Annotated in this window: 19 protein-coding genes and 2 pseudogenes; 15 read left to right on the forward strand and 6 right to left on the reverse strand. The window is 40.4% G+C overall.

Annotated features, from left to right (window positions below; genetic code table 11):
• Nucleotides 1-146: 146 nt before the first annotated feature.
• Both PAUR_RS08310 and ubiG read right to left on the reverse strand, forming a co-directional pair.
• The gene (locus PAUR_RS08310) at nucleotides 147-794 is read right to left on the reverse strand and encodes an HAD family hydrolase (RefSeq protein ID WP_192507306.1); all 648 of its coding nucleotides are present in this window, start codon (nucleotides 792-794) and stop codon (nucleotides 147-149) included.
• The gene (gene ubiG / locus PAUR_RS08315) at nucleotides 791-1501 is read right to left on the reverse strand and encodes a bifunctional 2-polyprenyl-6-hydroxyphenol methylase/3-demethylubiquinol 3-O-methyltransferase UbiG (RefSeq protein ID WP_192507307.1); all 711 of its coding nucleotides are present in this window, start codon (nucleotides 1499-1501) and stop codon (nucleotides 791-793) included. Before ubiG ends, PAUR_RS08310 begins: the two co-directional genes overlap by 4 nt.
• Nucleotides 1502-1692: 191 nt before the next feature.
• On the opposite strand from ubiG, the gene gyrA reads away from it, so the two are divergent.
• The 9 genes from gyrA (at nucleotide 1693) to pyrF (ending at nucleotide 12010) form a co-directional block, all read left to right on the forward strand.
• A complete protein-coding gene (gene gyrA, locus PAUR_RS08320; RefSeq protein ID WP_192507308.1) occupies nucleotides 1693-4383 on the forward strand; it encodes a DNA gyrase subunit A in 2691 nt (896 codons plus the stop codon).
• Between the two features lie 68 nt (nucleotides 4384-4451).
• Complete coding sequence (gene serC, locus PAUR_RS08325) at nucleotides 4452-5534, forward strand: 3-phosphoserine/phosphohydroxythreonine transaminase (RefSeq protein WP_192507309.1); 1083 nt, start codon at nucleotides 4452-4454, stop codon at nucleotides 5532-5534.
• Nucleotides 5534-6814 carry a 3-phosphoshikimate 1-carboxyvinyltransferase gene (gene aroA / locus PAUR_RS08330; RefSeq protein WP_192507310.1) on the forward strand — a complete coding sequence of 427 codons (1281 nt, stop codon included), beginning with the start codon at nucleotides 5534-5536 and terminating at the stop codon, nucleotides 6812-6814. The genes serC and aroA overlap by 1 nt, the downstream gene beginning before the upstream one ends.
• Nucleotides 6815-6972: 158 nt before the next feature.
• Nucleotides 6973-7686, forward strand: a complete 714-nt coding sequence (cmk, locus tag PAUR_RS08335; protein ID WP_192507311.1) for a (d)CMP kinase — start codon at nucleotides 6973-6975, stop codon at nucleotides 7684-7686.
• 93 nt (nucleotides 7687-7779) lie between these two features.
• Complete coding sequence (gene rpsA, locus PAUR_RS08340) at nucleotides 7780-9447, forward strand: 30S ribosomal protein S1 (protein ID WP_192507312.1); 1668 nt, start codon at nucleotides 7780-7782, stop codon at nucleotides 9445-9447.
• 60 nt (nucleotides 9448-9507) lie between these two features.
• Nucleotides 9508-9798 (forward strand): integration host factor subunit beta, encoded by a 291-nt coding sequence (ihfB, locus tag PAUR_RS08345; RefSeq protein ID WP_192507313.1) that lies wholly within the window; start codon nucleotides 9508-9510, stop codon nucleotides 9796-9798.
• 27 nt (nucleotides 9799-9825) lie between these two features.
• Entirely contained in the window at nucleotides 9826-10089 is a 264-nt protein-coding gene (locus tag PAUR_RS08350) for a lipopolysaccharide assembly protein LapA domain-containing protein (protein WP_192507314.1), read from the forward strand.
• A gap of 2 nt (nucleotides 10090-10091) precedes the next feature.
• Nucleotides 10092-11228 (forward strand): lipopolysaccharide assembly protein LapB, encoded by a 1137-nt coding sequence (locus PAUR_RS08355; protein WP_192507315.1) that lies wholly within the window; start codon nucleotides 10092-10094, stop codon nucleotides 11226-11228.
• Between the two features lie 77 nt (nucleotides 11229-11305).
• Nucleotides 11306-12010: an orotidine-5'-phosphate decarboxylase gene (pyrF, locus tag PAUR_RS08360; RefSeq protein ID WP_192507316.1), complete on the forward strand. Its 705-nt coding sequence runs from the start codon at nucleotides 11306-11308 to the stop codon at nucleotides 12008-12010.
• Nucleotides 12011-12148: 138 nt separating this feature from the next.
• Here the strand turns inward: pyrF and PAUR_RS08365 are convergent, their stop codons facing one another.
• From PAUR_RS08365 to PAUR_RS08375, 3 genes and pseudogenes are all read right to left on the reverse strand, one after another.
• Complete coding sequence (locus PAUR_RS08365; RefSeq protein ID WP_225738314.1) at nucleotides 12149-13213, reverse strand: metallophosphoesterase; 1065 nt, start codon at nucleotides 13211-13213, stop codon at nucleotides 12149-12151.
• Between the two features lie 109 nt (nucleotides 13214-13322).
• On the reverse strand, nucleotides 13323-14774 hold the full coding sequence (gene sbcB, locus PAUR_RS08370) for an exodeoxyribonuclease I (protein ID WP_192507317.1): 1452 nt from the start codon (nucleotides 14772-14774) through the stop codon (nucleotides 13323-13325).
• Nucleotides 14775-15063: 289 nt separating this feature from the next.
• Nucleotides 15064-16263 (reverse strand): annotated as a pseudogene (locus tag PAUR_RS08375) (IS3 family transposase).
• Nucleotides 16264-17088: 825 nt separating this feature from the next.
• Here PAUR_RS08375 and rhtB point away from each other — a divergent pair.
• Nucleotides 17089-17706, forward strand: a complete 618-nt coding sequence (rhtB, locus tag PAUR_RS08380) for a homoserine/homoserine lactone efflux protein (protein WP_192507318.1) — start codon at nucleotides 17089-17091, stop codon at nucleotides 17704-17706.
• A 103-nt stretch (nucleotides 17707-17809) separates the two neighbouring features.
• Entirely contained in the window at nucleotides 17810-18274 is a 465-nt protein-coding gene (locus tag PAUR_RS08385; protein ID WP_192507319.1) for a nuclear transport factor 2 family protein, read from the forward strand.
• A gap of 63 nt (nucleotides 18275-18337) precedes the next feature.
• On the opposite strand, the gene PAUR_RS08390 is transcribed toward PAUR_RS08385, so the two are convergent.
• Nucleotides 18338-19237, reverse strand: a complete 900-nt coding sequence (locus PAUR_RS08390) for a LysR family transcriptional regulator (RefSeq protein ID WP_192507320.1) — start codon at nucleotides 19235-19237, stop codon at nucleotides 18338-18340.
• A gap of 97 nt (nucleotides 19238-19334) precedes the next feature.
• On the opposite strand from PAUR_RS08390, the gene PAUR_RS08395 reads away from it, so the two are divergent.
• From PAUR_RS08395 to PAUR_RS08410, 4 genes and pseudogenes are all read left to right on the forward strand, one after another.
• A complete protein-coding gene (locus PAUR_RS08395; RefSeq protein WP_192507321.1) occupies nucleotides 19335-20036 on the forward strand; it encodes a hypothetical protein in 702 nt (233 codons plus the stop codon).
• A complete protein-coding gene (locus PAUR_RS08400) occupies nucleotides 20033-20329 on the forward strand; it encodes a hypothetical protein (RefSeq protein ID WP_192507322.1) in 297 nt (98 codons plus the stop codon). Before PAUR_RS08395 ends, PAUR_RS08400 begins: the two co-directional genes overlap by 4 nt.
• 134 nt (nucleotides 20330-20463) lie before the next feature.
• Nucleotides 20464-21147: pseudogene (locus PAUR_RS08405) on the forward strand (MBL fold metallo-hydrolase); the annotation flags it as partial.
• A gap of 188 nt (nucleotides 21148-21335) precedes the next feature.
• Nucleotides 21336-21896, forward strand: coding sequence for a hypothetical protein (locus PAUR_RS08410; protein ID WP_225738315.1), 561 nt, complete (start codon nucleotides 21336-21338; stop codon nucleotides 21894-21896).
• The last annotated feature ends 119 nt before the right edge of the window (nucleotides 21897-22015 follow it).

A 22015-nucleotide genomic window follows, 5' to 3' on the forward strand; every position in this document is an offset into this window, starting at 1 on the left:
TACACTAAGCCGCCATAAAAAAATCAACTCAATGAAGACTATTTTTTTGTAAATTGAAAAAAAAACTGACTGATTTTTTTATATGCAGCTAGGTATCAAAATATAGACAAAACACTACATATGGTGCTTTGTCTGATTTTATAATACTAAATGTGCTGAAGTAGTCCCACAGGGTTAGTAAGATTCAGATCCGCGGCCCACGACCGTGCAATTGTCTCACTAGGAACGTATCCCCACAGTGCAGCAACAGGACGCATTTTAGCTGCCTTAGCTGCTTGTATGTCTCTTTCTGCGTCCCCAACGTAGTAACATCTTTCTGGATCAACGTTTAATTGATGCGCTGCATGCAATAATGGTTTGGGGGATGGCTTTGCTTCTGAGAGCGTGTCTCCACACACAACAACCCGGATGTTTTTGAGTTCATCTATTTTTTTCAGTAGCGGCAGCGTTAGGAAAGTTGGCTTGTTTGTCATAATTGCGATTTGTATATTTGCATCGTTGAGTGACTGTAGCAAAGTACTAATACCTTCAAAGCAATGACTATGTATCGCTATATTATTTGCGTAATAATCTAAAACATGTTGGCGCAGCTGTTCAACATCGTAGTCCGTTAGTTTGTCACCGAACCCAACTTCTAGTAGCGCTTTAACGCCGTTAGAAATAGCTGGACTATATGCTGCTTTACTGACTTCAGGTAAGCCATGCAACTTTAAAGTATGATTGAGTGCAGCACCCAAATCGTCACAAGTATTGAGTAATGTTCCATCTAAATCAAAAATGACAGCGTCTATCATGCTAATTTCTCAAAGTGGAGGATGTAATTAACACTTACATCGTCAGTTAACGTAAATGTTTTTGAGAGTGGGTTATAGTTAATTCCGGCACTGGCTCTTACTTTTAAGTCACACTGTTCAGCCCAATTAATCAGTGTGGAAGGGCGAATGAATTTATCATGATCATGGGTGCCTTCAGGCACCATTTTCAATACTTTCTCTGCTCCAACAATGGCTAATAGGTACGCTTTGGTGGTTTTATTGAGGGTTGAGAAAAAAACATGCGCGCCGGGTTTAGCCAGTGCTGCAACAGCTTTAATGATAGAAGCAGGATCTGGGACATGTTCTAACATTTCCATACAGGTAACGACATCGAACTGCTCGGGGTTTTGCTGTGCGAATGTTTCAGCAGGTATTTTTTGATAATTAACTTTAACCCCTGCTTCTAAGCTATGCAACTTTGCTACGTTTAATGGCTCTTGCCCCATATCAATGCCTGTGGCATTTGCACCAAGTTTGGCCATACTTTCAGTGAGTATGCCGCCGCCACAGCCTACATCGAGTACAGTTTTCTCAAATAAACCTTGGCTTTGGTGATTGATAAAGTCTAGTCGTAATGGGTTTATGTCATGTAATGGTTTGAATTCGCCTTCTGTATCCCACCATTGCTGAGCAATGTCTTCAAACTTTGCTATTTCTTGTGGATCTACATTTTGATGTTCGGTCATAAAAAACTTCCTCGTTAATCTGAGCGCATTATAAGCAGGGTCAGATTAAAATCACTAAAATCTTGCGCCTGTAAATTATAAAAAAGTGTGTTAGCATAGCTATTCAGAAATTAATAATAACTCAATCTCTTTGTCATAAGTCTGACTAGTTTGACATAAAAGAGATAGACACTGAAGGAAAGTGGAATCGAATGACTGATCTCGCCAATGAAATCCTGCCAGTCAATATTGAAGATGAACTCAAAAATTCATACCTAGATTACGCAATGAGTGTAATTGTAGGGCGTGCATTACCTGACGTACGGGATGGGTTAAAGCCCGTTCACCGTCGTGTATTGTTCGCGATGAATGAGTTAAAAAATGACTGGAATAAGCCTTACAAAAAATCGGCTCGTGTAGTCGGTGATGTGATCGGTAAATATCACCCTCATGGTGACAGCGCAGTGTACGACACTATCGTACGTATGGCGCAACCATTTTCTCTGCGTTATATGTTGGTTGACGGCCAAGGTAACTTCGGTTCAGTCGACGGCGATTCAGCTGCTGCGATGCGTTATACCGAAGTACGTATGGCAAAAATATCTCATGAGTTGCTGGCTGATTTAGAAAAAGAAACCGTTGATTATGTTCCTAACTACGACGGAACAGAGCAAATTCCAGATGTACTACCAACTAAGGTCCCTAGCTTATTAGTGAATGGGTCTTCTGGTATTGCTGTTGGGATGGCGACCAATATTCCGCCACATAACTTGACTGAAGTTATTAACGGCTGTTTGGCGCTCATCCAAAACCCTGATTTGACCATTGAAGAACTGATCGATTATATCCCAGGGCCTGACTTTCCGACCGCTGCAATTATCAACGGTAAAAAAGGAATTGAACAAGCCTACAAGACGGGTCGCGGTAAAATTTATGTGCGAGCTCGTGCGGAAGTCGAAGTTGATGAGAAAACAGGCAAAGAAACAATTATTGTGCATGAGTTACCTTATCAGGTTAACAAAGCACGATTAATCGAAAAAATAGCTGAGCTGGTCAAAGACAAAAAAGTCGAAGGGATCAGCGCATTGCGTGACGAGTCTGATAAAGACGGGATGCGTATTGTAATTGAAGTGAAACGAGGCGAAGTAGGTGAAGTTATTTTAAATAACCTATATTCGCAAACTCAGTTACAAACAGTATTTGGTATGAACATGGTTGCGTTGGATAATAACCAACCTAAGTGTTTTAACCTAAAAGAAATGCTAGATGCGTTTATCGTTCACAGACGAGAAGTTGTTACGCGTCGTACCGTATTTGATTTACGTAAGGCGAGAGATAGAGCACATACGCTTGAAGGTCTTGCTATTGCGTTGGCTAATATTGACCCGATCATTGAATTGATCAGAAAATCTCCAAGCCCTTCTGAAGCGAAGCAAGCTCTAATCGCACGTCCGTGGGAGTTAGGTTCAGTTAAATCAATGCTTGAAAAAGCAGGCGAAGATAATGTTGCACGCCCAGATTGGTTGGCTGCTGAGTTGGGTATTCGAGATGGCCAATATTATTTGTCAGAGCAACAGGCTCAAGCCATCTTAGATTTACGTTTACATAAACTGACAGGCTTAGAACACGAAAAAATCCTAGCTGAATATCAAGAACTGTTAGATGTCATTGCTGAACTACTATTTATTTTGTCTTCTCCTGAGCGTTTAATGGAAGTTATTCGTGATGAGTTAGTTCAAATTAAAGAAACCTACGGGGATGAGCGTCGTACAGAGATCAGTGCAGCAGCACACGATATTAGTCTAGAAGATCTTATCAATGAAGAAGATGTTGTGGTTACGCTGTCTCATGAAGGTTATGTGAAATATCAGCCGTTGTCAGATTATGAGGCCCAGCGTCGTGGTGGTAAAGGTAAAGCCGCGACTAAGATGAAAGATGAAGATTTCATAGAGCGTTTATTGGTTGCCAATACGCACGATACAATTCTATGTTTCTCGACATCAGGTCGTATGTACTGGCTTAAAGTGTATCAACTGCCACTGGCATCACGTACAGCACGCGGCAAACCAATTGTTAACCTATTGCCATTAGAAGCTGACGAGCGTATTACCACCATTCTCCCAGTACGCGAGTATGAGGAAGATAAATACGTATTGATGGCGACAGCAAATGGTACGGTTAAGAAAACACCATTAACAGCTTATAGTCGACAACGCGCAAGTGGCATCATTGCAATTAACTTAAATGAAGGCGATAACCTAATCGGAGCAGATATCACTGATGGTAGTAATGACATCATGTTATTTACTGATCATGGTAAAGTTGTTCGATTTAACGAAAAATTACGTGATTCTGAAACTGGTGAAGTGAAAGTCGACCCAGAAACCGGTGAAGAAATGCTGGCATTGCGCCCAATGGGTCGCACAGCGACTGGTGTTCGTGGTATAAAAATGCCGGATGGTGTTAAAGTTGTATCACTGATAGTACCTAAAAATCATGGCGCTGTATTAACAGTTACTGAAAATGGTTACGGTAAACGTACACCATTGGATGAGTATCCAGCGAAGAGTCGTGCAACACAAGGTGTTGTATCGATTAAAGTCAGTGATAGAAATGGCAGTGTTGTTGGTGCAGTACAAGTAGAAGACAACAATGAAATAATGTTAATCTCTAATCGAGGCACGTTGGTTCGTACTCGTGTCAGTGAGGTGTCTACTGTTGGTCGAAATACGCAAGGGGTTATTTTGATCCGAACAATTGAAGATGAGCAAGTAGTTGGTCTACAGCGCATTGAAGAAATTGAAGTTGATGACTTACCCGAAGGTGAGGCTGACGATGTGAATACAGAGAACACCGAAACGATCGAAAACACGCAAGTGAACGATGATTCACCGAGTGAATAAAGCAAACTAAAAAGCGGCTGTGGCCGCTTTTTTTATCTGTAATTATTGTTGTTTAGGAATGAGGAAAAATGACGGTATATAACTTTTGTGCAGGGCCAGCAATGTTGCCCCCTGAAGTAATGAAAAAAGCACAAGCAGAATTTTTAAATTGGCAAGGCTTAGGTGTATCGGTGATGGAAGTCAGTCACCGTGCAAAACCATTTCTAGCCATGGTTGAAGAGTGTGAAGCTTCTTTACGACGCTTAATGAATATTTCAGATGACTTTGAAGTATTGTTTATGCACGGCGGTGGTCGGGGGCAATTTGCCGCGGTCCCTCTGAATTTGCACCAAGGTGACGCGCCTGGTGTGTATATTGAAAATGGTATTTGGTCTAACGGTGCAACAAAAGAAGGTGCAAAGTTCACGCAAGTTGAATCGTTAAATATTCGCACCGATAATAATGGACAGTTTGATATACAACCTGTCACCCAATGGAACTTACCAGAACAGGCCTCTTTTGTTCATTACTGTCCGAATGAAACAATCGATGGAATTGAAATATTTGACGTCCCGAAGCATAACAATGCGCCAATAGTCGCTGACATGTCATCGATGATTTTGTCTCGTGAAATTAATGTTGATGACTTTGATTTGATTTATGCCGGTGCGCAAAAGAATATCGGTCCATCAGGCTTATGTATCGTTATTGTGCGCAAAACGCTTTTAGAAAGAGATGGGCTGCCTCGCCCAGCAATATTGGATTATGCAATTGAAGCCAAGCAAGGCAGTATGTATAACACCCCGCCGACGTTTGCATGGTACTTAGCTGCTGAAGTATTTAAGTATTTAGAGGCCAATGGTGGAGTGCCAAAAATGCAGGCACATAATCAAGAAAAAGCCGCGTTATTATACGATTATATTGATACGTCAGAATTTTATAGTAACAAGGTAGCTAAACACTGTCGCTCGTTAATGAATGTACCATTTTGGTTAAGAGATGATAGCTTAAATGCCTTGTTCTTGTCAGAAGCCGAGAAAGTAGGGTTAGTGGCACTTGAAGGGCATAGGCTTGTTGGCGGTATGAGGGCAAGTATTTATAACGCAATGCCAGTGGATGGGATCAAAGCGTTGATTGCTTTTATGGAGAAGTTTGCAAAGGAGCATAATTAATGGAACAGTTAACATTAAAACCGATATCTAAAGTATCTGGCTCAATCACTTTGCCTGGTTCTAAAAGCCTATCAAACCGTATATTGTTATTGGCTGCGCTTGCCGAAGGGACAACTGAGGTACATAACTTACTAGATAGTGATGATATTCGCCATATGCTAGGTGCATTGGCGCAAATGGGGGTCTCGGTCACTTTAAACGCAGACAAAACAGTAGCGACTGTACATGGCTGTGCTGGGCAATTAAAAACGCCTGAGGAAGTATTATTTCTCGGTAATGCGGGAACAGCGTATCGCCCATTAACAGCAGTGTTAGCGGCAACACCTGGGCGATTTGAACTTATTGGTGAGCCTCGAATGGAAGAGCGACCAATTGGTCATTTGGTTGACGCGATGACAACCTTAGGTGCAAATATTCAATATTTGAAAAGTACTGATTACCCACCATTATTAATTGAAGGTAAAAAAATAACGGGTGGACAAGTCGACATCGATGGCAGTATTTCAAGCCAGTTTTTGACAGCATTATTAATGGCTGCACCATTATTTACTGGCGATACCCACATTCGTATTAAAGGTGAGTTAGTATCTAAACCTTATATTGATATAACAATTGGTGTAATGGCTCAATTTGGTGTCGAGGTTGTTAATGATAACTACCAATCATTTACAGTTAAGGGCTTGCAGCAATATAAATCACCCGATCGCATTATGGTTGAAGGAGATGCTTCTTCAGCGTCCTATTTTATTGCTGCTGCAGCGATATCTGGCGGTGAAATAGAGATCAATGGTGTTGGTAAACAAAGCGTACAAGGAGATATCGGTTTTGCGAACGTTATGGAGCAGGTTGGCGCAAACGTTGAATGGTTTGATGAAAAGCTTATCGTGCGCAAAGGGAAGTTAACAGGCGTTGATATTGATGCTAACGCAATTCCTGATGCGGCAATGACCTTAGCGACCGTCGCATTGTTTGCCAAAGGGCCAACGGCTATTCGTAACATATATAATTGGCGAGTAAAAGAAACAGATCGCTTAGCGGCGATGGCAACGGAATTACGTAAGGTGGGTGCACAGGTGACTGAGGGGCATGATTTCATTGAAATAAACCCTCCAACAACGATAAAGTTGACTGATATAGACACATACAATGATCATAGAATTGCTATGTGTTTTGCGATGGTTGCTGTTGGTGGTCATGAAATCATTATTAACGACCCTGGCTGTACGGCAAAAACATTTCCGACATTTTTTAATGTGTTAGAGTCAATTTCAACATATTAATTCAACCTGTATAAATAATAGAGCCGGCATATTATGGCTCTATTATTTATTGATTTAGTACCTATTTAACAAAAAGTTACAGGTAAGTAAGGATATATTCATTAAACTTGCGTATAATGCACGCGGTAAATTTCAGGTGGGCATTTCAGGAGGTTTAAATGCAGGCATCTATGCCAGTTATCACCGTAGACGGCCCAAGTGGATCAGGCAAAGGAACAGTTTGTCGCTTGTTAGCTGAAAAACTAAATTGGGAAGTACTAGATAGTGGAGCAATTTATCGAGTTCTTTCTTTGGCGGCGTTACACCATCAAATAGCGCTAGACAACGAAGAAGCACTAGTACCATTAGCTGCCAATTTAGATGTACAATTTTTGATTGACCCTGTTTCTAAAAATGGCAGGGTCATTTTGGAAGGAGAAGATGTTACCACTACGATTCGTAATGAAGATGTAGGGGCTGCGGCTTCGAAAGTAGCAGCGCTTCCTCGAGTACGAGAGGCATTGTTACGCAGGCAACGCGCATTTAGAACTGAAGCAGGGTTGATTGCAGATGGTCGAGATATGGGAACGGTTATTTTTCCAGATGCTCAAATTAAACTATATTTAACTGCCAGTGCAGAAGAACGTGCTCACCGCCGATTCTTAGAGTTGAATGGGCGGGGACTAGATGTTACACTAAGTGGTCTGCTAGAGGACATAAAGGCTCGCGATGAACGCGATATGAATCGTAAAGTTGCGCCTTTGGTTCCAGCATCAGACGCGATTACAATTGATACCAGTGAGCTTAATGCAGAACAAGTGTTTGCAGTTGTAATGAAAGTTCTAGAGGAGTCGGTAATTGCCGGTAAACTAGAAAAGTCGCGTTTAACCTAATTTATTAATGCATTGGCAGGAAGCTGGTGTTTATTTAACTACCCCATGCAGCATGGTTGCTAATTGGAATATACTTTATGAGACGTATTTAGTATGTCAGAAAATTTTGCGCAGTTATTTGAAGAAAGCCTAAAGGGTTTTGAAGCAGAGCAAGGCTCTATTGTTAAAGGTACTGTTATTTCAATCGAGAACAACATTGTTCTTGTTGATGCTGGTTTAAAATCAGAAAGTGCTATCCCTGCGGAGCAATTCAAAAATGCTGCTGGTGAACTTGAAGTTGCTGTTGGCGACGAAGTAGATGTAGCGCTAGACGCAATCGAAGACGGTTTCGGTGAGACTATCCTTTCTCGTGAGAAAGCGAAGCGTCACGAAGCTTGGATCCGTCTTGAGAAAGCATGTGAAGAGCAAGAAACAGTTATCGGTATGATCAACGGTAAAGTTAAAGGCGGTTTCACTGTTGAAGTTGACACGATTCGTGCGTTCCTACCTGGTTCACTTGTTGATGTTCGTCCTGTACGTGACACAGCACACCTTGAAGGTAAAGAGCTTGAGTTTAAAGTAATCAAGCTTGATCAAAAGCGCAACAACGTAGTTGTTTCACGTCGTGCAGTTATCGAATCAGAGAACTCACAAGAGCGTGAAGAGCTTCTTGCAAACCTTGTAGAAGGTCAAGAAGTTAAAGGTATCGTTAAGAACCTTACTGACTACGGTGCGTTCGTTGACCTTGGTGGTGTAGATGGTCTACTACACATCACTGATATGGCGTGGAAGCGTGTTAAGCACCCTTCAGAAATCGTTAATGTTGGCGACGAAATCGCAGTTAAAGTACTTAAGTTCGACAAAGAGAAGACTCGTGTTTCTCTAGGTCTTAAGCAGCTTGGCGAAGATCCATGGGCAGCTATCGCTGGCCGTTACCCAGAAGGTGCTAAGCTTTCTGGTCGTGTAACTAACCTTACTGACTACGGTTGTTTCGTTGAAATCGAAGAAGGTGTTGAAGGTCTAGTACACGTATCTGAAATGGATTGGACTAATAAGAACATCCACCCTTCAAAAGTTGTTAGCCTTGGCGACAGCGTTGAAGTAATGGTTCTTGAAATCGACGAAGAACGTCGTCGTATCTCTCTAGGTCTTAAGCAATGTATTGCTAACCCTTGGCAAGAATTTGCTCGTCTTCAAAACAAAGGCGATCAAGTTACTGGTAAGATCAAGTCAATCACTGACTTTGGTATCTTCATCGGTCTTGACGGTGGTATTGACGGTCTTGTTCACCTTTCTGACATCTCTTGGAACACTCCAGGCGAAGAAGCAGTACGTGAGTACAAGAAAGGCGACGAAATCACTGCAATCGTATTGCAAGTTGACCCAGAGCGCGAACGTATCTCTCTTGGCGTTAAGCAAATCGAAGCTGACCCATTCAATAACTACCTAGACGTAAACAAAAAAGGTGCTATTGTTAAAGGTAAAGTGACTGAAGTTGACGCTAAAGGCGCAACTGTTGAGCTTATCGAAGGTGTTGAAGGTTACATCCGTGTAGCTGACATCGCTCAAGAGCGTATCGAAGATGCAACGACTGTTGTTTCTGCTGGTGACGAGATTGAAGCTAAATTTGTTGGTGTTGATCGTAAGAACCGTACTATCAGCCTTTCAGTTAAAGCTATGTTCGAAGCTGAAGAGAAAGAAGTTCTTGAGAAGTTGAAGAAAGAAGAGCCTGCGTTCGAAAACGCAATGGCAGCAGCTTTCAAAAACGCTCAAAAAGACTAATAATTAAGTCTTATCAGGAAGGGCGCTTTAGCCCTTCCTTTTTATATTAAAGGAAACACTATGACAAAGTCAGAATTGATAGAACAACTTGCCGAGCAACACGCACATGTTCCTGTGAAAGATGTGGAAAATGCTGTGAAAGAAATTCTTGAACAAATGGCCGGTTCATTATCATGCTCCGATCGTATTGAAATTCGTGGTTTTGGTAGTTTCTCGTTACACTTCCGTTCTCCACGCACAGGCCGTAACCCTAAAACAGGTGATACAGTTGAGCTAGACGGCAAATACGTACCACATTTTAAACCTGGTAAAGAGTTACGTGATCGCGTAAATGCCAGTATAATTGACTAAAATAGCGATACATTGATGGAGTAGCACTTGGTTAAGGTAGTACAAAAAGGATTCGTTTTAGCACTCATATTATTAGCGTTTGTAATAGGTACACAAAACCCCGAAGTGGTTAACGTTAATTATTTAATTGCGACTAGCCAATTACCTTTAGCGACTTTAATGAGTGTTTGTTTTTTCATTGGTGTGCTTATTGGATGTATGGTGAGCGTAAAGGTTTTTTCCCAGTTGAAATGGCAAAATTATCGGCTAAAAAAAAGTAACCGCCAATTGTCACCTGACACTGAACGCTGACCATGATTGAGCTGTTGTTCTTACTGCTCCCAGTCGCAGCCGCATATGGTTACGTTATGGGAAAGAATAGTGCTAAAAATCAAGCCCATGAACAAAACCGTCAAATTACATCACAATATAGTAAAGGCCTTAAATTCCTTCTTGATAGAGAGGAAGATCAAGGCTTAGAACATTTGATACAACTCCTCGAAGTTTCCGCTGATTCCGTAGAACATTACCTTACGCTTGCCACTCTTTTCAGAAAAAGAGGGGAACTTGATCGCGCAATTAAAATACATGAGTTACTGCTGAATCAACCAAATTTGAGTCATGTTGACATTGACTCTTGTCGATTAGAATTAGCGAAAGATTATATTTTGGCCGGGCTTCTAGATAGCGCTGAAGAACACCTTATTGTTCTGGTTAAAAACTCAAATAAAGATGCTCTAGAACCAATTATCAATTTGTATTCCCAAATGCGAGAGTGGCATAAGGGCGTTAGTATGTATGAGGCATATAGTGAACTATTTACTAAGCCACAACATTGTGCTGCAGTCGCAAACTTTTATTGTGAAGCTGCGTTAGCGGACAAAACCCCCAAACTCATGGAAAAAACAACGGCTTTAGCGCATAAAACAATTCGGCCATTATATGAGCTAGGCAAAGATGCATTTGAACAGCAAGATTACGTTAAAGCCATATATTATTGGCGAAAGCTGATATGCAGTTTTACTCACACAGCCCCTATTTATATCGCGCAGCTTGAGCAGAGTTATGCTGAGCTGAATTTAATGAATCAATTTAATGAATTGATTATTGAGTTACTGCCAAAAGGCGGTGTGTTGATACGGATTAAACATTGCCAAGCTTTATTAACAGATGGGCAGCAGCAGCAAGCTATTGAGTTTTTAACCGATAGTTTAAAACGTGAACCATCTATTCGAGGGTTTAGCTTTTTGTTGCAGTTACTTGGTAATAGTAATACACGAATTCAAACAGTTCTGGCAGAAATAGATAAATTGGTACAATCGTATATTGCGACTAAGCCAGAGTATCAATGTCGGCACTGTGGTTTTACAAGTCATACGCTTTATTGGATTTGTCCGTCGTGCAAACATTGGGAATCAATTGCACCGAGCAAAGGATTAGACGGTTACTAATATGTGTTTACACTAGCATAAACACACTTTTTAATAATAATGCTATTTCTGAAATTTAGGTCACACTTAGGAATATTATGTCCCAAATAGATTCAAAAAAAGTGCTTATCGCACTAGATTACGATAACGAGCAAGCGGCATTAAATTTTGTTAAACAGCTTTCCCCTAGTGAGTGTCGGCTTAAGGTCGGAAAAGAAATGTTCACCTACTTTGGCCCCCAATTTGTTAAACAACTCGTTGATTTAGGGTTTGACGTATTTCTAGATCTGAAATTTCATGATATTCCCAATACTGTTGCAAAAGCCGTTGCAGCAGCTGCTGAATTAGGTGTATGGATGGTTAACGTTCATGCCAGTGGTGGACTTGAAATGATGCAAAAAGCCAAGCTAGCGCTTGAAAAGTATGGTGAAAAAGCTCCACTGCTGATTGCTGTGACGGTTTTAACAAGTATGGACCAAGCGCAGTTACTGCGTTTAGGCATTGAAAAAACACCACAAGATCAGGTTGTTTACTTAGCTAAACTTGCTCAAGAAGCAGGGTTAGATGGGGTTGTGTGCTCGGCGCAAGAAGCAAAAACGCTTAAGATGTCACTGGGCGGTGAGTTTAAACTGATCACACCAGGTATTAGGCCTTTAGGCAGCGATGCTGGGGATCAAAAACGTATTATGACCCCGCAAAAGGCCATTGCCGCAGGCAGTGATTATTTGGTTATTGGTCGTCCAATAACACAGGCAGATGATCCAGTTAAAACATTAGCAGAGATCAATGCGTCAATAGCTTAACGATTTATCTATATCGTTAAGTATTAAAAGCAGCCATAGGCTGCTTTTAATGTAACTTTTTAGCTAAGTCATGTAGTTAAGTTACTATGACAGATAGAAATAAAGCGCTATAAACTCATGCGCTTAAATTCAGAGGGGTTACTCAACCAAAAGCTCAACATCGCCATTATATTTTCCGCGAAAGAGCGCGTTATTTTTGAATAATAACAGTTCACCTTGTTTGCCATGTTTTATGCTGCTATCGATGGCAATGACTTTATTGTCGGCAATTGCTTTAACTTTTGATTGTGAGGTGTGGCCAACAACAATGTGCTCTACTTGATAATAGTCAAGTAATGTAGACAGTTCATTGTCAGTTATGTTGCTGAAATACCCTCTGTACCAAATTGGCCCATTTCGACCAAATAACCGTTTGGCAAATTGAGGGCGATCTTTATTAACCAGGTATTGAGAAAATACAGCGTTAATTTTAGCGATAGAAACCTTGTCATGTGCAAAACTAGCAGGCAAACCACCATGCATGAATAATGCGTTATTTAGTTTTAAGATAACATTTTTGCTGCGGAGCCATTGTCCTAACACCGTGTTACTTGCATACAGTAAGTCGATGTCTCGGCCTAATTGCTGCTCAGTTTTTACATACTTCTCATGTAAGTACCTATCATCATTGTTTAACACCATCACTTCATGGTTACCCAATAACAAATGCAGTTGTCCATTTGCCTTTTTCGCTTGAGTTTCTAAATCGTATAAAAACCAAAGGATATCTGTCACATCCGGTCCTCGGTCAAATATATCACCGGTAATAATTAAGTGGCCTGCGCCAAATGCCCACTGGTTTTTACTATCAATGATGTTGTGATTGACAAGTAGGGTTTTCAACACTGAAAATTGCCCGTGTACATCGCTGAGTGCCGCATACTTTTTGATGTTACTAAAAATCGCAGGCTGTTTTGAAGAGGGGGTTTGTAGCTGCGTGTTTAATGTCATTCCACATTGGTTGAACTTTAACTCTTTTGTTAATTTACGTGTTTGTAAACTCATTTGATTGTTACAAACCCATTCAACTTGCATGGTTTTATTATTGAGTGTGACATAAGGTCCGTCAGAAAAAGCGGCAAGGCTTTGGCAACTTACGCAGATGAGCAACAGTAACATGATATGTTTTATTATTGAGATTGGAGCTGAGGGAAAATGGCGCATGATGTCCTTATTTAGTTTATTAATATTATAAGTAAAAAGCTTATTTAGGCAAAGCGTGAAAGCTGTTGAGGTGTCAGCTTTCACATGAGTACAAGTTTACACCGTAAATTTATAGGCTCTGCGCATAGTGATAAAGGGCTTTAAGTATGTTTAAGTTTTTTTCATTGCCTTCATTTTCGTGAACCAAATTTTCAAGGGTTAACATAAAATCTTCAGCCGAAATAGAAGGGTGGTCTTCACCATGCATGAGCTTGTTTTGGCAATACTTACGCCAAGCATCAAGCTCGTTAGGGGTTAATGACTCAGGCCAGTTTCTGGCGCGATATCTAAATAACATGGTGGTAAACTTAGGATCTTCAAATTCAATATTAAGCTCACTCAGCGTATCAGGGCGTGAATCACGTACAACCGCAAATTTGGCTTTGTCAGCCTTGCTAATAAAACCATTATATAATTGATAATCAGGGTTGGTTGTTGCGCTAAAGTCGGCTGGGTTATTAAAAACCTCAGCCACTTTATCTCGCAGTTCAGGGTGAGCTTTTAATATTTTTAGGTGCTCAAGACATTGTTCACGGTCAATCCCTAAGCGAGCCGCATTTTCAGGTAGCAGTGTTTTTGCTGGTGCGAGAATAGGGCACTTGTTTACGTGAACTAACTTTAGTCCAACAGGTAAATCACCTTCAGCCATATCGCTGCGTTTGGTATACAATCGTTCTCGTAATTCTTCAACCGATAAATCAAGCAATACTTGCGGGTTTTCAGTTAAATTAAAGCAGACGATGGCATTTTTATTACTCGGGTGGAAACTCATCGGGGCAACCCACGTGGTACATCCTTGTGTTGCAGGAATACGAGAGGAGGTATGCACAAGTGGCTGCATGTTAAATACATCGATGATGTCGAGTAGCGCTTTCTTATTTTTAAGACTGAAGAAAAAGTTAAACAACTTTGGCTGTTTAGTTTTGATCAGTTTCGCTAAGTCGATGGTGGCAGTTACATCACTTAATGCATCGTGTGCAGCGCCATGTTCAATACCATTGGCAACGGTTAGGTGCTCAAGTTTGAAGCTCGGCGTACCATCTTCTTTTAGTGGCCATTCAATGCCTTCAGGGCGCAGTGCATAACAGGCACGTACTAAATCAATAATATCCCAGCGGCTGTTTCCATTTTGCCACTCGCGTTCGTACGGGTCATAAAAATTTCGATACAGGCTATAACGCGTGACTTCATCATCAAAACGAATACTATTGTAGCCCGCCACACAGGTACCAGGTTGGCTAAATTGTGCATGGATTTTTGCCATAAACTCGGCTTCAATTAAGCCATGTTTTTGCGCATGTTGCGGAGTGATCCCCGTTATCAAACAAGCTTCAGGGTGAGGCAAATAATCAGGCGCAGGTTTGCAATATTCAATGAGTGGTTCACCGATGATGTTGAGATCGTAGTCGGTGCGAATTCCTGCAAATTGGCTCGGCCTGTCTTTTTGTGGTGTCGCACCAAAAGTCTCATAGTCGTGCCAATAGATACTTGGTGTATTCTCGTTGTTTTTCTGGTTTTCCATTAGTATCTATTTACCTTTAATATCAGCTGTTTAATCTCATTTGGTGTGTGTGGTGTGCTTTTTATGTTTCTATTCATTATCATGTTGTGTGTATATCGAAAACATCATAGTGTGTATATCCTGTAGCTTATGATTAGTGATACAAAATTACGTAGTTTGTTAAACAAACCCAATGAACCACTTATATTATCTCACAGAGATGGCCTATGCGTAAAACGTAATAGAAATAGCCGTTTACTTTCGCTGTATCGTTACTGTTGTTGATAAACAACTGTTTTGTACAACTAATTTAGGACACGTGTCTTAAGGAATTTTGCTCATACTCTACATGCGGCAGGTCACCATTAGCTGTATGAAGTCGTTCTAAGTTGTAATAGGGCATATACGCCATTACATTATTTCTCATATGTTCACGTGTTGGCTGTGGTATTTTCAGAAACCAATTGTGTTTTAAACTGCCGAAGAACCGTTTTATCAAAACTAAGTTGACCTTGACATAGGAGCGTCAATACGCGCTCCATCGGGGAATTATCCCAACAATTACCTCTGCGGCTCATGCTTTGTGTTATTTGATAACGCCATAACCTTTGCCTGAATTTTGTTGAACTATACTGACTGCCTTGATCCGAATGGAACATAACCCCTCTAGGTTTGCCTCTTTGTTCATATGCTCTATCTAATGCTTTGATAGTTAGGGCTGTATCTGGCTTTTCTGACATGGCCCAGCCAATAGCCCGCCTTGCATATAAATCAATTACTACTGCTAAATATGACCACTTCTGACCAGTCCAAATATACGTAATATCTCCACACCATACTTGATTTGGGCTATGCACATCGAACTCTCGATTTAACTGGTTTGGTATATCAGGCCGTTCATTCTCCCCCACTTTATATGCGTGTGGCCCCGGTTGCTTTGATACCAGTTGCATATCACGCATCAGTCGTCTGACTTTGAATAAACCAACATCAATATCTAAATCTGCAAACATTGCTAAGAGCGTGCGACTTCCAGCAGAGCCACGACTAAGCTTAAAGCAAGCATTTAACTGCGCTCTGAGTTCAACCTCATTAGCGTCAATTGTGTTACGGCGGTTTTTGTAGTCATAAAAACTTGAACGAGCAACATCAAAGACACTGCAGACCACCTCTACCGATTCTTGCTCACTTAATTGGTCTATTAACGAATATTGTTCATTTCTTCTGACATTAAGAGAGCTGTAGCCTTTTTTAGTATTGATTTCTCTCGTTCTAAACGATTGATTCTGGCTTCAAGTTCTTGAATCTTTTGTTGCTCTGGAGTCAAAGCTTTGGCATTAGGTGTTTCACCATTTCGCTCAAGTTCAAGTTGTTGAACCCAGCGCCTTAAAGCCGTTTCTCCAACATCCAATGAACGACATGCTTCTTGAAGTGAATAGCCTTGGTCTAAAACCAAACAAGCGGCTTCAAGTTTGAATTCTTTACTAAATGTTCTGCGTTTTTTTGCCATAGGACACCTCTGATTGAGTGGTAATGATACCACCTAAAATAGTGTCCGGAATTATTGAACCACAACATTTTGACCCTGTAACTAAAGAGAAATTCAGATAATCTGTGTAACTGCCTATTATTAATACTCATATAGGGTTTAGGATAGGCAGACTATGAATAAGAAAGAATTAGAAGCATTTGCTAAACAAGCCGCTAAATCAATAAAGTCAGAAGCTGACTTAACTGATTTTCGTAAAATATGAACCGGTGATCCTCCCATTTTTAACAAGTATTGATGATAGCGAACGCGAGGCTTGAACATGCATATTGCGAAGAAAAAAGCAGCAAAGCTCATTATACAGATCTTTCGACACAGTTTAGCGCGATAATCATCATCAAAGCCTGTTACTACACGATTGAATCAAAATAGGAACTAAGTTATGGTTGGTTCATTTACAAAGCAGGGCCGTTCTACCGACTCATAAAATTTTTATTAGCATTGGTGCAAGGATTATTAATATGAATACAAGGTTAAAGAAAGTTTTTGTATATTCAGTTTCAATTTTATTACTTTCTGGGAGTGCGCTTTATGTATCTATGGAGGACTATCAAAAAGAAAGGGTAGGAGAGCTGTTAGGCAAGATAGTAAGCGATTCTGATTTATCGAGTTCTTAATTTATACAATAAGTTAGCTTGAATTGAGCCTATATCAACAAAAGTTTAAAGTGGAGCGACCAGTCGGTTTTTCTGTTTAGAAAGCGATAAGTACTATTTTGGAATAAATCACTGTGAGATAGTGGTGCCTTCTTTGGTCGCAGAAATATAAAATGTTTTGAGGAAAGTTATGGATATCGGTATTTGGCTCACATTTGTTGCTGCGTGTGTTGTGTTTAGTTTGGCCCCTGGCGCTGGGACAATTACGTCTATTAATAACTCAATGACAGGGGGCATAATTGCCGCTATCAAAGGGCTAGTAGGACTGCAATTGGCGCTAGCATTACACATTATGGTTGTTTCTTTTGGTTTAGGGGCTTTGCTTGCATCTTCAGTGACCTTTTTTGAGGTGTTTAAATATATTGGTGCTGCATATTTAATTTTTCTTGGCATTAAAAAATGGCGAGAAAAAGGCGCGATGAACACCGAACTTGCCCAAGTGTCAACTGTGTATGGTCAGCTTATCAAACAAGGTTTTATCGTGAACCTTTTCAACCCGAAGTCCATTGTGTTTCTTGCGGCATTTTTGCCGCAGTTTGTAAATGTTAATCACTCATTTTCCGAACAGTATATGATTTTGGGTGTAACGGTTATTGTGATCGATAGTGTTGTAATGCTGGGTTATTCATTGTTGGGGTTATGCGTAAAACCGTATTTATCAAATCAGCGAGTAATGTCGTTTCTCAACAAATTATTTGGCACGTTATTTATTAGTATGGGAGTTGTTTTAGCAAAATCAGAGTCGTAACTCCGGGTGAAATAATGGTGCTTTTAGCTTTATATAGGGCCAGATGAGCCTACCAGTAAAGCCACTTAAAACGCACTGGATTTACAATAAAAGGAAGACCGACGTGTATAAATTACTACTAATAATCACATTGTTATTATATTCACTGCCATCTTTGGCGAAGGTATTCAGTGAAGCACAGTTAACGGAACTTGCTAATGCCTTTGTAGCAGCCAAAAATGCCAGACAGCAACCAGATACAGATATTGAAGATATCGATCATTATTTGTCGTTGCTGGCAGACACATTTATTGATGAACATATTAAGTACAATGTGGTTATCAACAGCAAAACTGAACTTCGAAATAGCCTGATTGCGAAGATGACCGATAAAGTTATCTTTAGCTCTATACGCATTGTGGAAAAGATGGTCGGCTCAAATGTCGTATTTATTAAAATGATTGAAGTAGGTAAAGTAAAACCGAGTCATTCCAGTAAAGTCATTGACTACGAATCTACTAATATTGTGTCGTTAGAATTCAATGATAAAGGGTTAATCAAGCATATTCGCAGGCATCATGGATTTTAGATTACCGTGTGTATTTGCTTAGGCTGTGCGTTATTGTTACTTCTTTTAAGGTATCGTTTTTATTCATTTTAAGCTGGGCGTTTGAGTCTGGCTCGCGCTAATACGGTCAATTAGCTGGTTCAACCAACCAGTCGAGAAGCTCGGTTTATAAACGAGGTTAATACGCTCCTGATTTCGCGCAGCAAAATCACTAAGTTTGATAACGCTAAGCTGCTCATCAATAGCAATATCAGGCAGATAAGCCAACGCAGGGTGCTTTTTAATTACACTAAGCAGTGAAGCGAAGTTATCACAGCGAAAAGCAATATGGCGGGGGTGGATATGATCTGGCCACCCATCAGAGCCAACACCACGCACAATGCCGCAAAATGACGAGCTGCTCGGGCAAGCAAAAAATGTATTATTTATATCTGCAAGTGTTGGCGTTTTAATTTGATGAATGGGGTGGTCGGTGGCGGCAACCAGTTCAAATGTGGTAACCCCTAGAGGGAGGGCATGAAATCCTGCTGATTGCCAATCAGGCAAAGCGTCATCGGTTACGATGGCTAGATGAGCGGCGCCGCTTTTAAGTTTATTAAGGGCATCGCCTTCAAAAACAGCTTGTAAGTTTACTTCAAATTGCGCAGTGCTGATGTGAGGGAGGAGTTTATCAAGCACGTGATCAAGTAACACGGATGGGCCTGCAATATTGAGTGAATGTTTGGCTTGTGTACTTATGAATTCACTGAGCATTTGATCATATTGATTGATAAGTTCATTAGCATACAGCGTAAATTTCTTACCGTTGGTGTTGACCTGAATGTTCCGACCGACCCGGTCAAAAATTTTACTATTAAGTTGAGTTTCAATTTTCTTAAGTGTTTTCGACAGAGCGCCAGTGGTAATATTAAGCGCCGCGGCAGATGTATGAAGGTTTTGAGTTTGTGCTAAATGCACCAGTTTTCGCAGGTCTTCAACGTTCATATTGATTCCAAAAGGTAAATGATTAATGATATTTAATCGATGAAACTTCAATGAATGACAGTGTAAAGTAGCTAAAATTTTTCATCAAGAGATGGCTATGTTGCTTTTTCTACTATTTAACTATTGTACGCGCTGTGGGCTACTTATGTGCGTGCTACTCATCGGCGTATCACCTCAAGTATTCGCAGAGTCCCAATCACATCAGTCACATCAAACGCATCAGCGCTATGGCACTCACGGTATGGTACTGTTTACTGATGACCAAGAAAATATATACGCCAGCCATTTACCTCTTTATTCGACGCCGCACGATTACCAGATAATTTACCAGATCATTGTACCAAACGAGCAGCAGGTATTAGCTGAATTACGCCAAGGCATGGTTACGCTATTACCGAGTAAGTTCGATTTGAATAGGTTGGTCACCAAAGAGGTGTTCACTATTGGCGCTGACTTTTATACAGGTCATTTTGAGAGGGGCGGAATACACTTTGACAAAACAAACATTGATTTTCATAAAGCCATTTTAGTTGAACCGATAACGCGTAATTATCAATCACAAAATCAGGTTTTTTATAACGTTAAATTAAACAACCATACCGATCTTGTCGTCCATAAAATACAGCAGCCGCCGTCGTTCGATGCCATTGCTATTATGCAAAATGATAAAGAGCATAAACAAACAATGTATCAATGCAATAAACCCAAGGTATTGAGCCACGTTGTTATCTCAAACGCGTTGGAACAGTGCGGTATTAAAAATATACGCTATTTGGAAACACAGGATTTTACCTTATGAATGGCGTGATTAGTTTTTTAGTAGCATGTGTACTTTATTTAATCAGTTGCACTGTTGCATATGGGAAAGCAACTCCAAACCTTTCTCAAAAGCAGTGGTTTTCGGGGAGTAAAGAGTGTGAACTGGATACGCGTCCTAGTATGGAAGTGCTTGAGTTTAATCTGACTACCTACATCATTCGGCAGAGTAAATGCGTGCATTATGAAGCGCCTTTTATCTATTTAACCTCAGGTTTGGATAAGGGTTTTGAAATAGAAAATGTTTTGAAAACAAACTTACGTACAATCCAATGATGATATTTTGCTCAATATCAAGGCGCTTTTATGCAGTAATAGCGGGCTATTACAAATGAAAGCAACGCCGAGAGTGAGAAAAATAGCTTTATTGGGCAAATTCGCTTATCCAGAGCTGAGGTTATTTATTATTAGGTGATCGAAAAGCACTATTACTTGATACTGGGGCCACAACAAGTGCCAAACTATTCCCCCTTGCGCGCACAGTGCAAATGATTATTCAACAACATTTAATACGCATAAAGCGTCAACCAAAAGATTATGCGTTACATGTATTGCACTCGCATAGTCATAGCGACCATATAGCAGCTGACTCACAGTTTTATGGGGTGGAAGGCGTATCCGTTGTGCCTCCTCATCAGCTAACCGTATTACAAAAAACGTTGCAGCTAAGCGACTGGCCCAATTCGGTTAGTGTGTTTAAGTTAGGTGGGAGAAATATTTCGGTTATTCCAACACCAGGGCATCAACGAGAGGCTATCAGTTTATACGATGACCAAACACAGTGGCTCTTGACTGGCGATACCTTTTATCCAGGTAGGCTATACATTCGCGATTGGTTAACATTTAAAAGCAGTATAGCAAGGCTGGTAGCATTTACTGAGATGAATCCTGTTTCAGCTATTTTAGGCGCGCACATCGAAATGTCAGCATGTGCGAAAAAAGATTACCCTTCAGGGTCTGTGTATCATCCAAATGAAGCTTCGTTGGTATTGACCACAAAAGATCTACAGTTATTGCACCGGCAACTGACCATAATGGGGCAGCAACCACAGCAAGTGAGAATGGATAAATTTATTATCTTCCCACTCATATAATGGCTGTTACTGTACATAGGAAAATTCGTGATTGTTTAGTGATAAACACGACTATTTGAGTTAATTGATTAAGTGTTGATTTTTTAAATTTTTAAGTTGTTGAAATTTATTGTTTTTTAGTTGGTTTGTTTATTGCTGAATACCTATTAATGATAACTACATTAACTTGGTAATAGGAATTAGTTGGTATGAAAGATAGGCAATTAGAACGAATTAGAAATAGCTTACTCATCATCGTCGTGATTTTTCAAATCTGTCACTTGTCATGGGAATATTTTAATGGAGGAATTGTCACACATCACATTCTGATGCGCTCAGACTTGCCGGGTATATCCAATTGGTGGGGGTTAATTATATTACCGTCTTTGGTGTTCATCACTTTTATACGTATTAAGAGAAGGCTATTAACGCGCGCGCATGAAGCGCTGAGCTTAAGCGACTTCTATCGTAATATACTGATTGGCTTTATGGGAATGTTGTTGGTGAGCTTGTTGGCGTCGCTCGCGTTCAGTTTTGGTTTACAAAATATTGCTGTTTATATGCTGATGGGCCTGATGATCACAGCACTGTTTATACCGTTACATAAAGTTGAGTGTATTCTGGGCTATGTTATGGGCGCGGCATTTTTCACAGGGCCTGTGATCCCGTTTATTGGTGTGGTTTTATTTTCAACCGTGTCAGTACTGTCTCACTATTGCTTCAAGCCCTTATTGCTACGCTTTAAAAGCGTAAAAAAAGACGCGGTATAACTGAGTAACCTTGGCAGGCGAATAACATAGGTAGTTGATGTATAAAAGTATGGTTGTTCACTATTTTATAAAGGCCAGATAAAAAAGCACCGCATTAAATCTAGCGGTGCTTTATTTTT

The organism is Pseudoalteromonas aurantia 208 (assembly GCF_014858725.1).
GTDB lineage: Bacteria > Pseudomonadota > Gammaproteobacteria > Enterobacterales > Alteromonadaceae > Pseudoalteromonas > Pseudoalteromonas aurantia.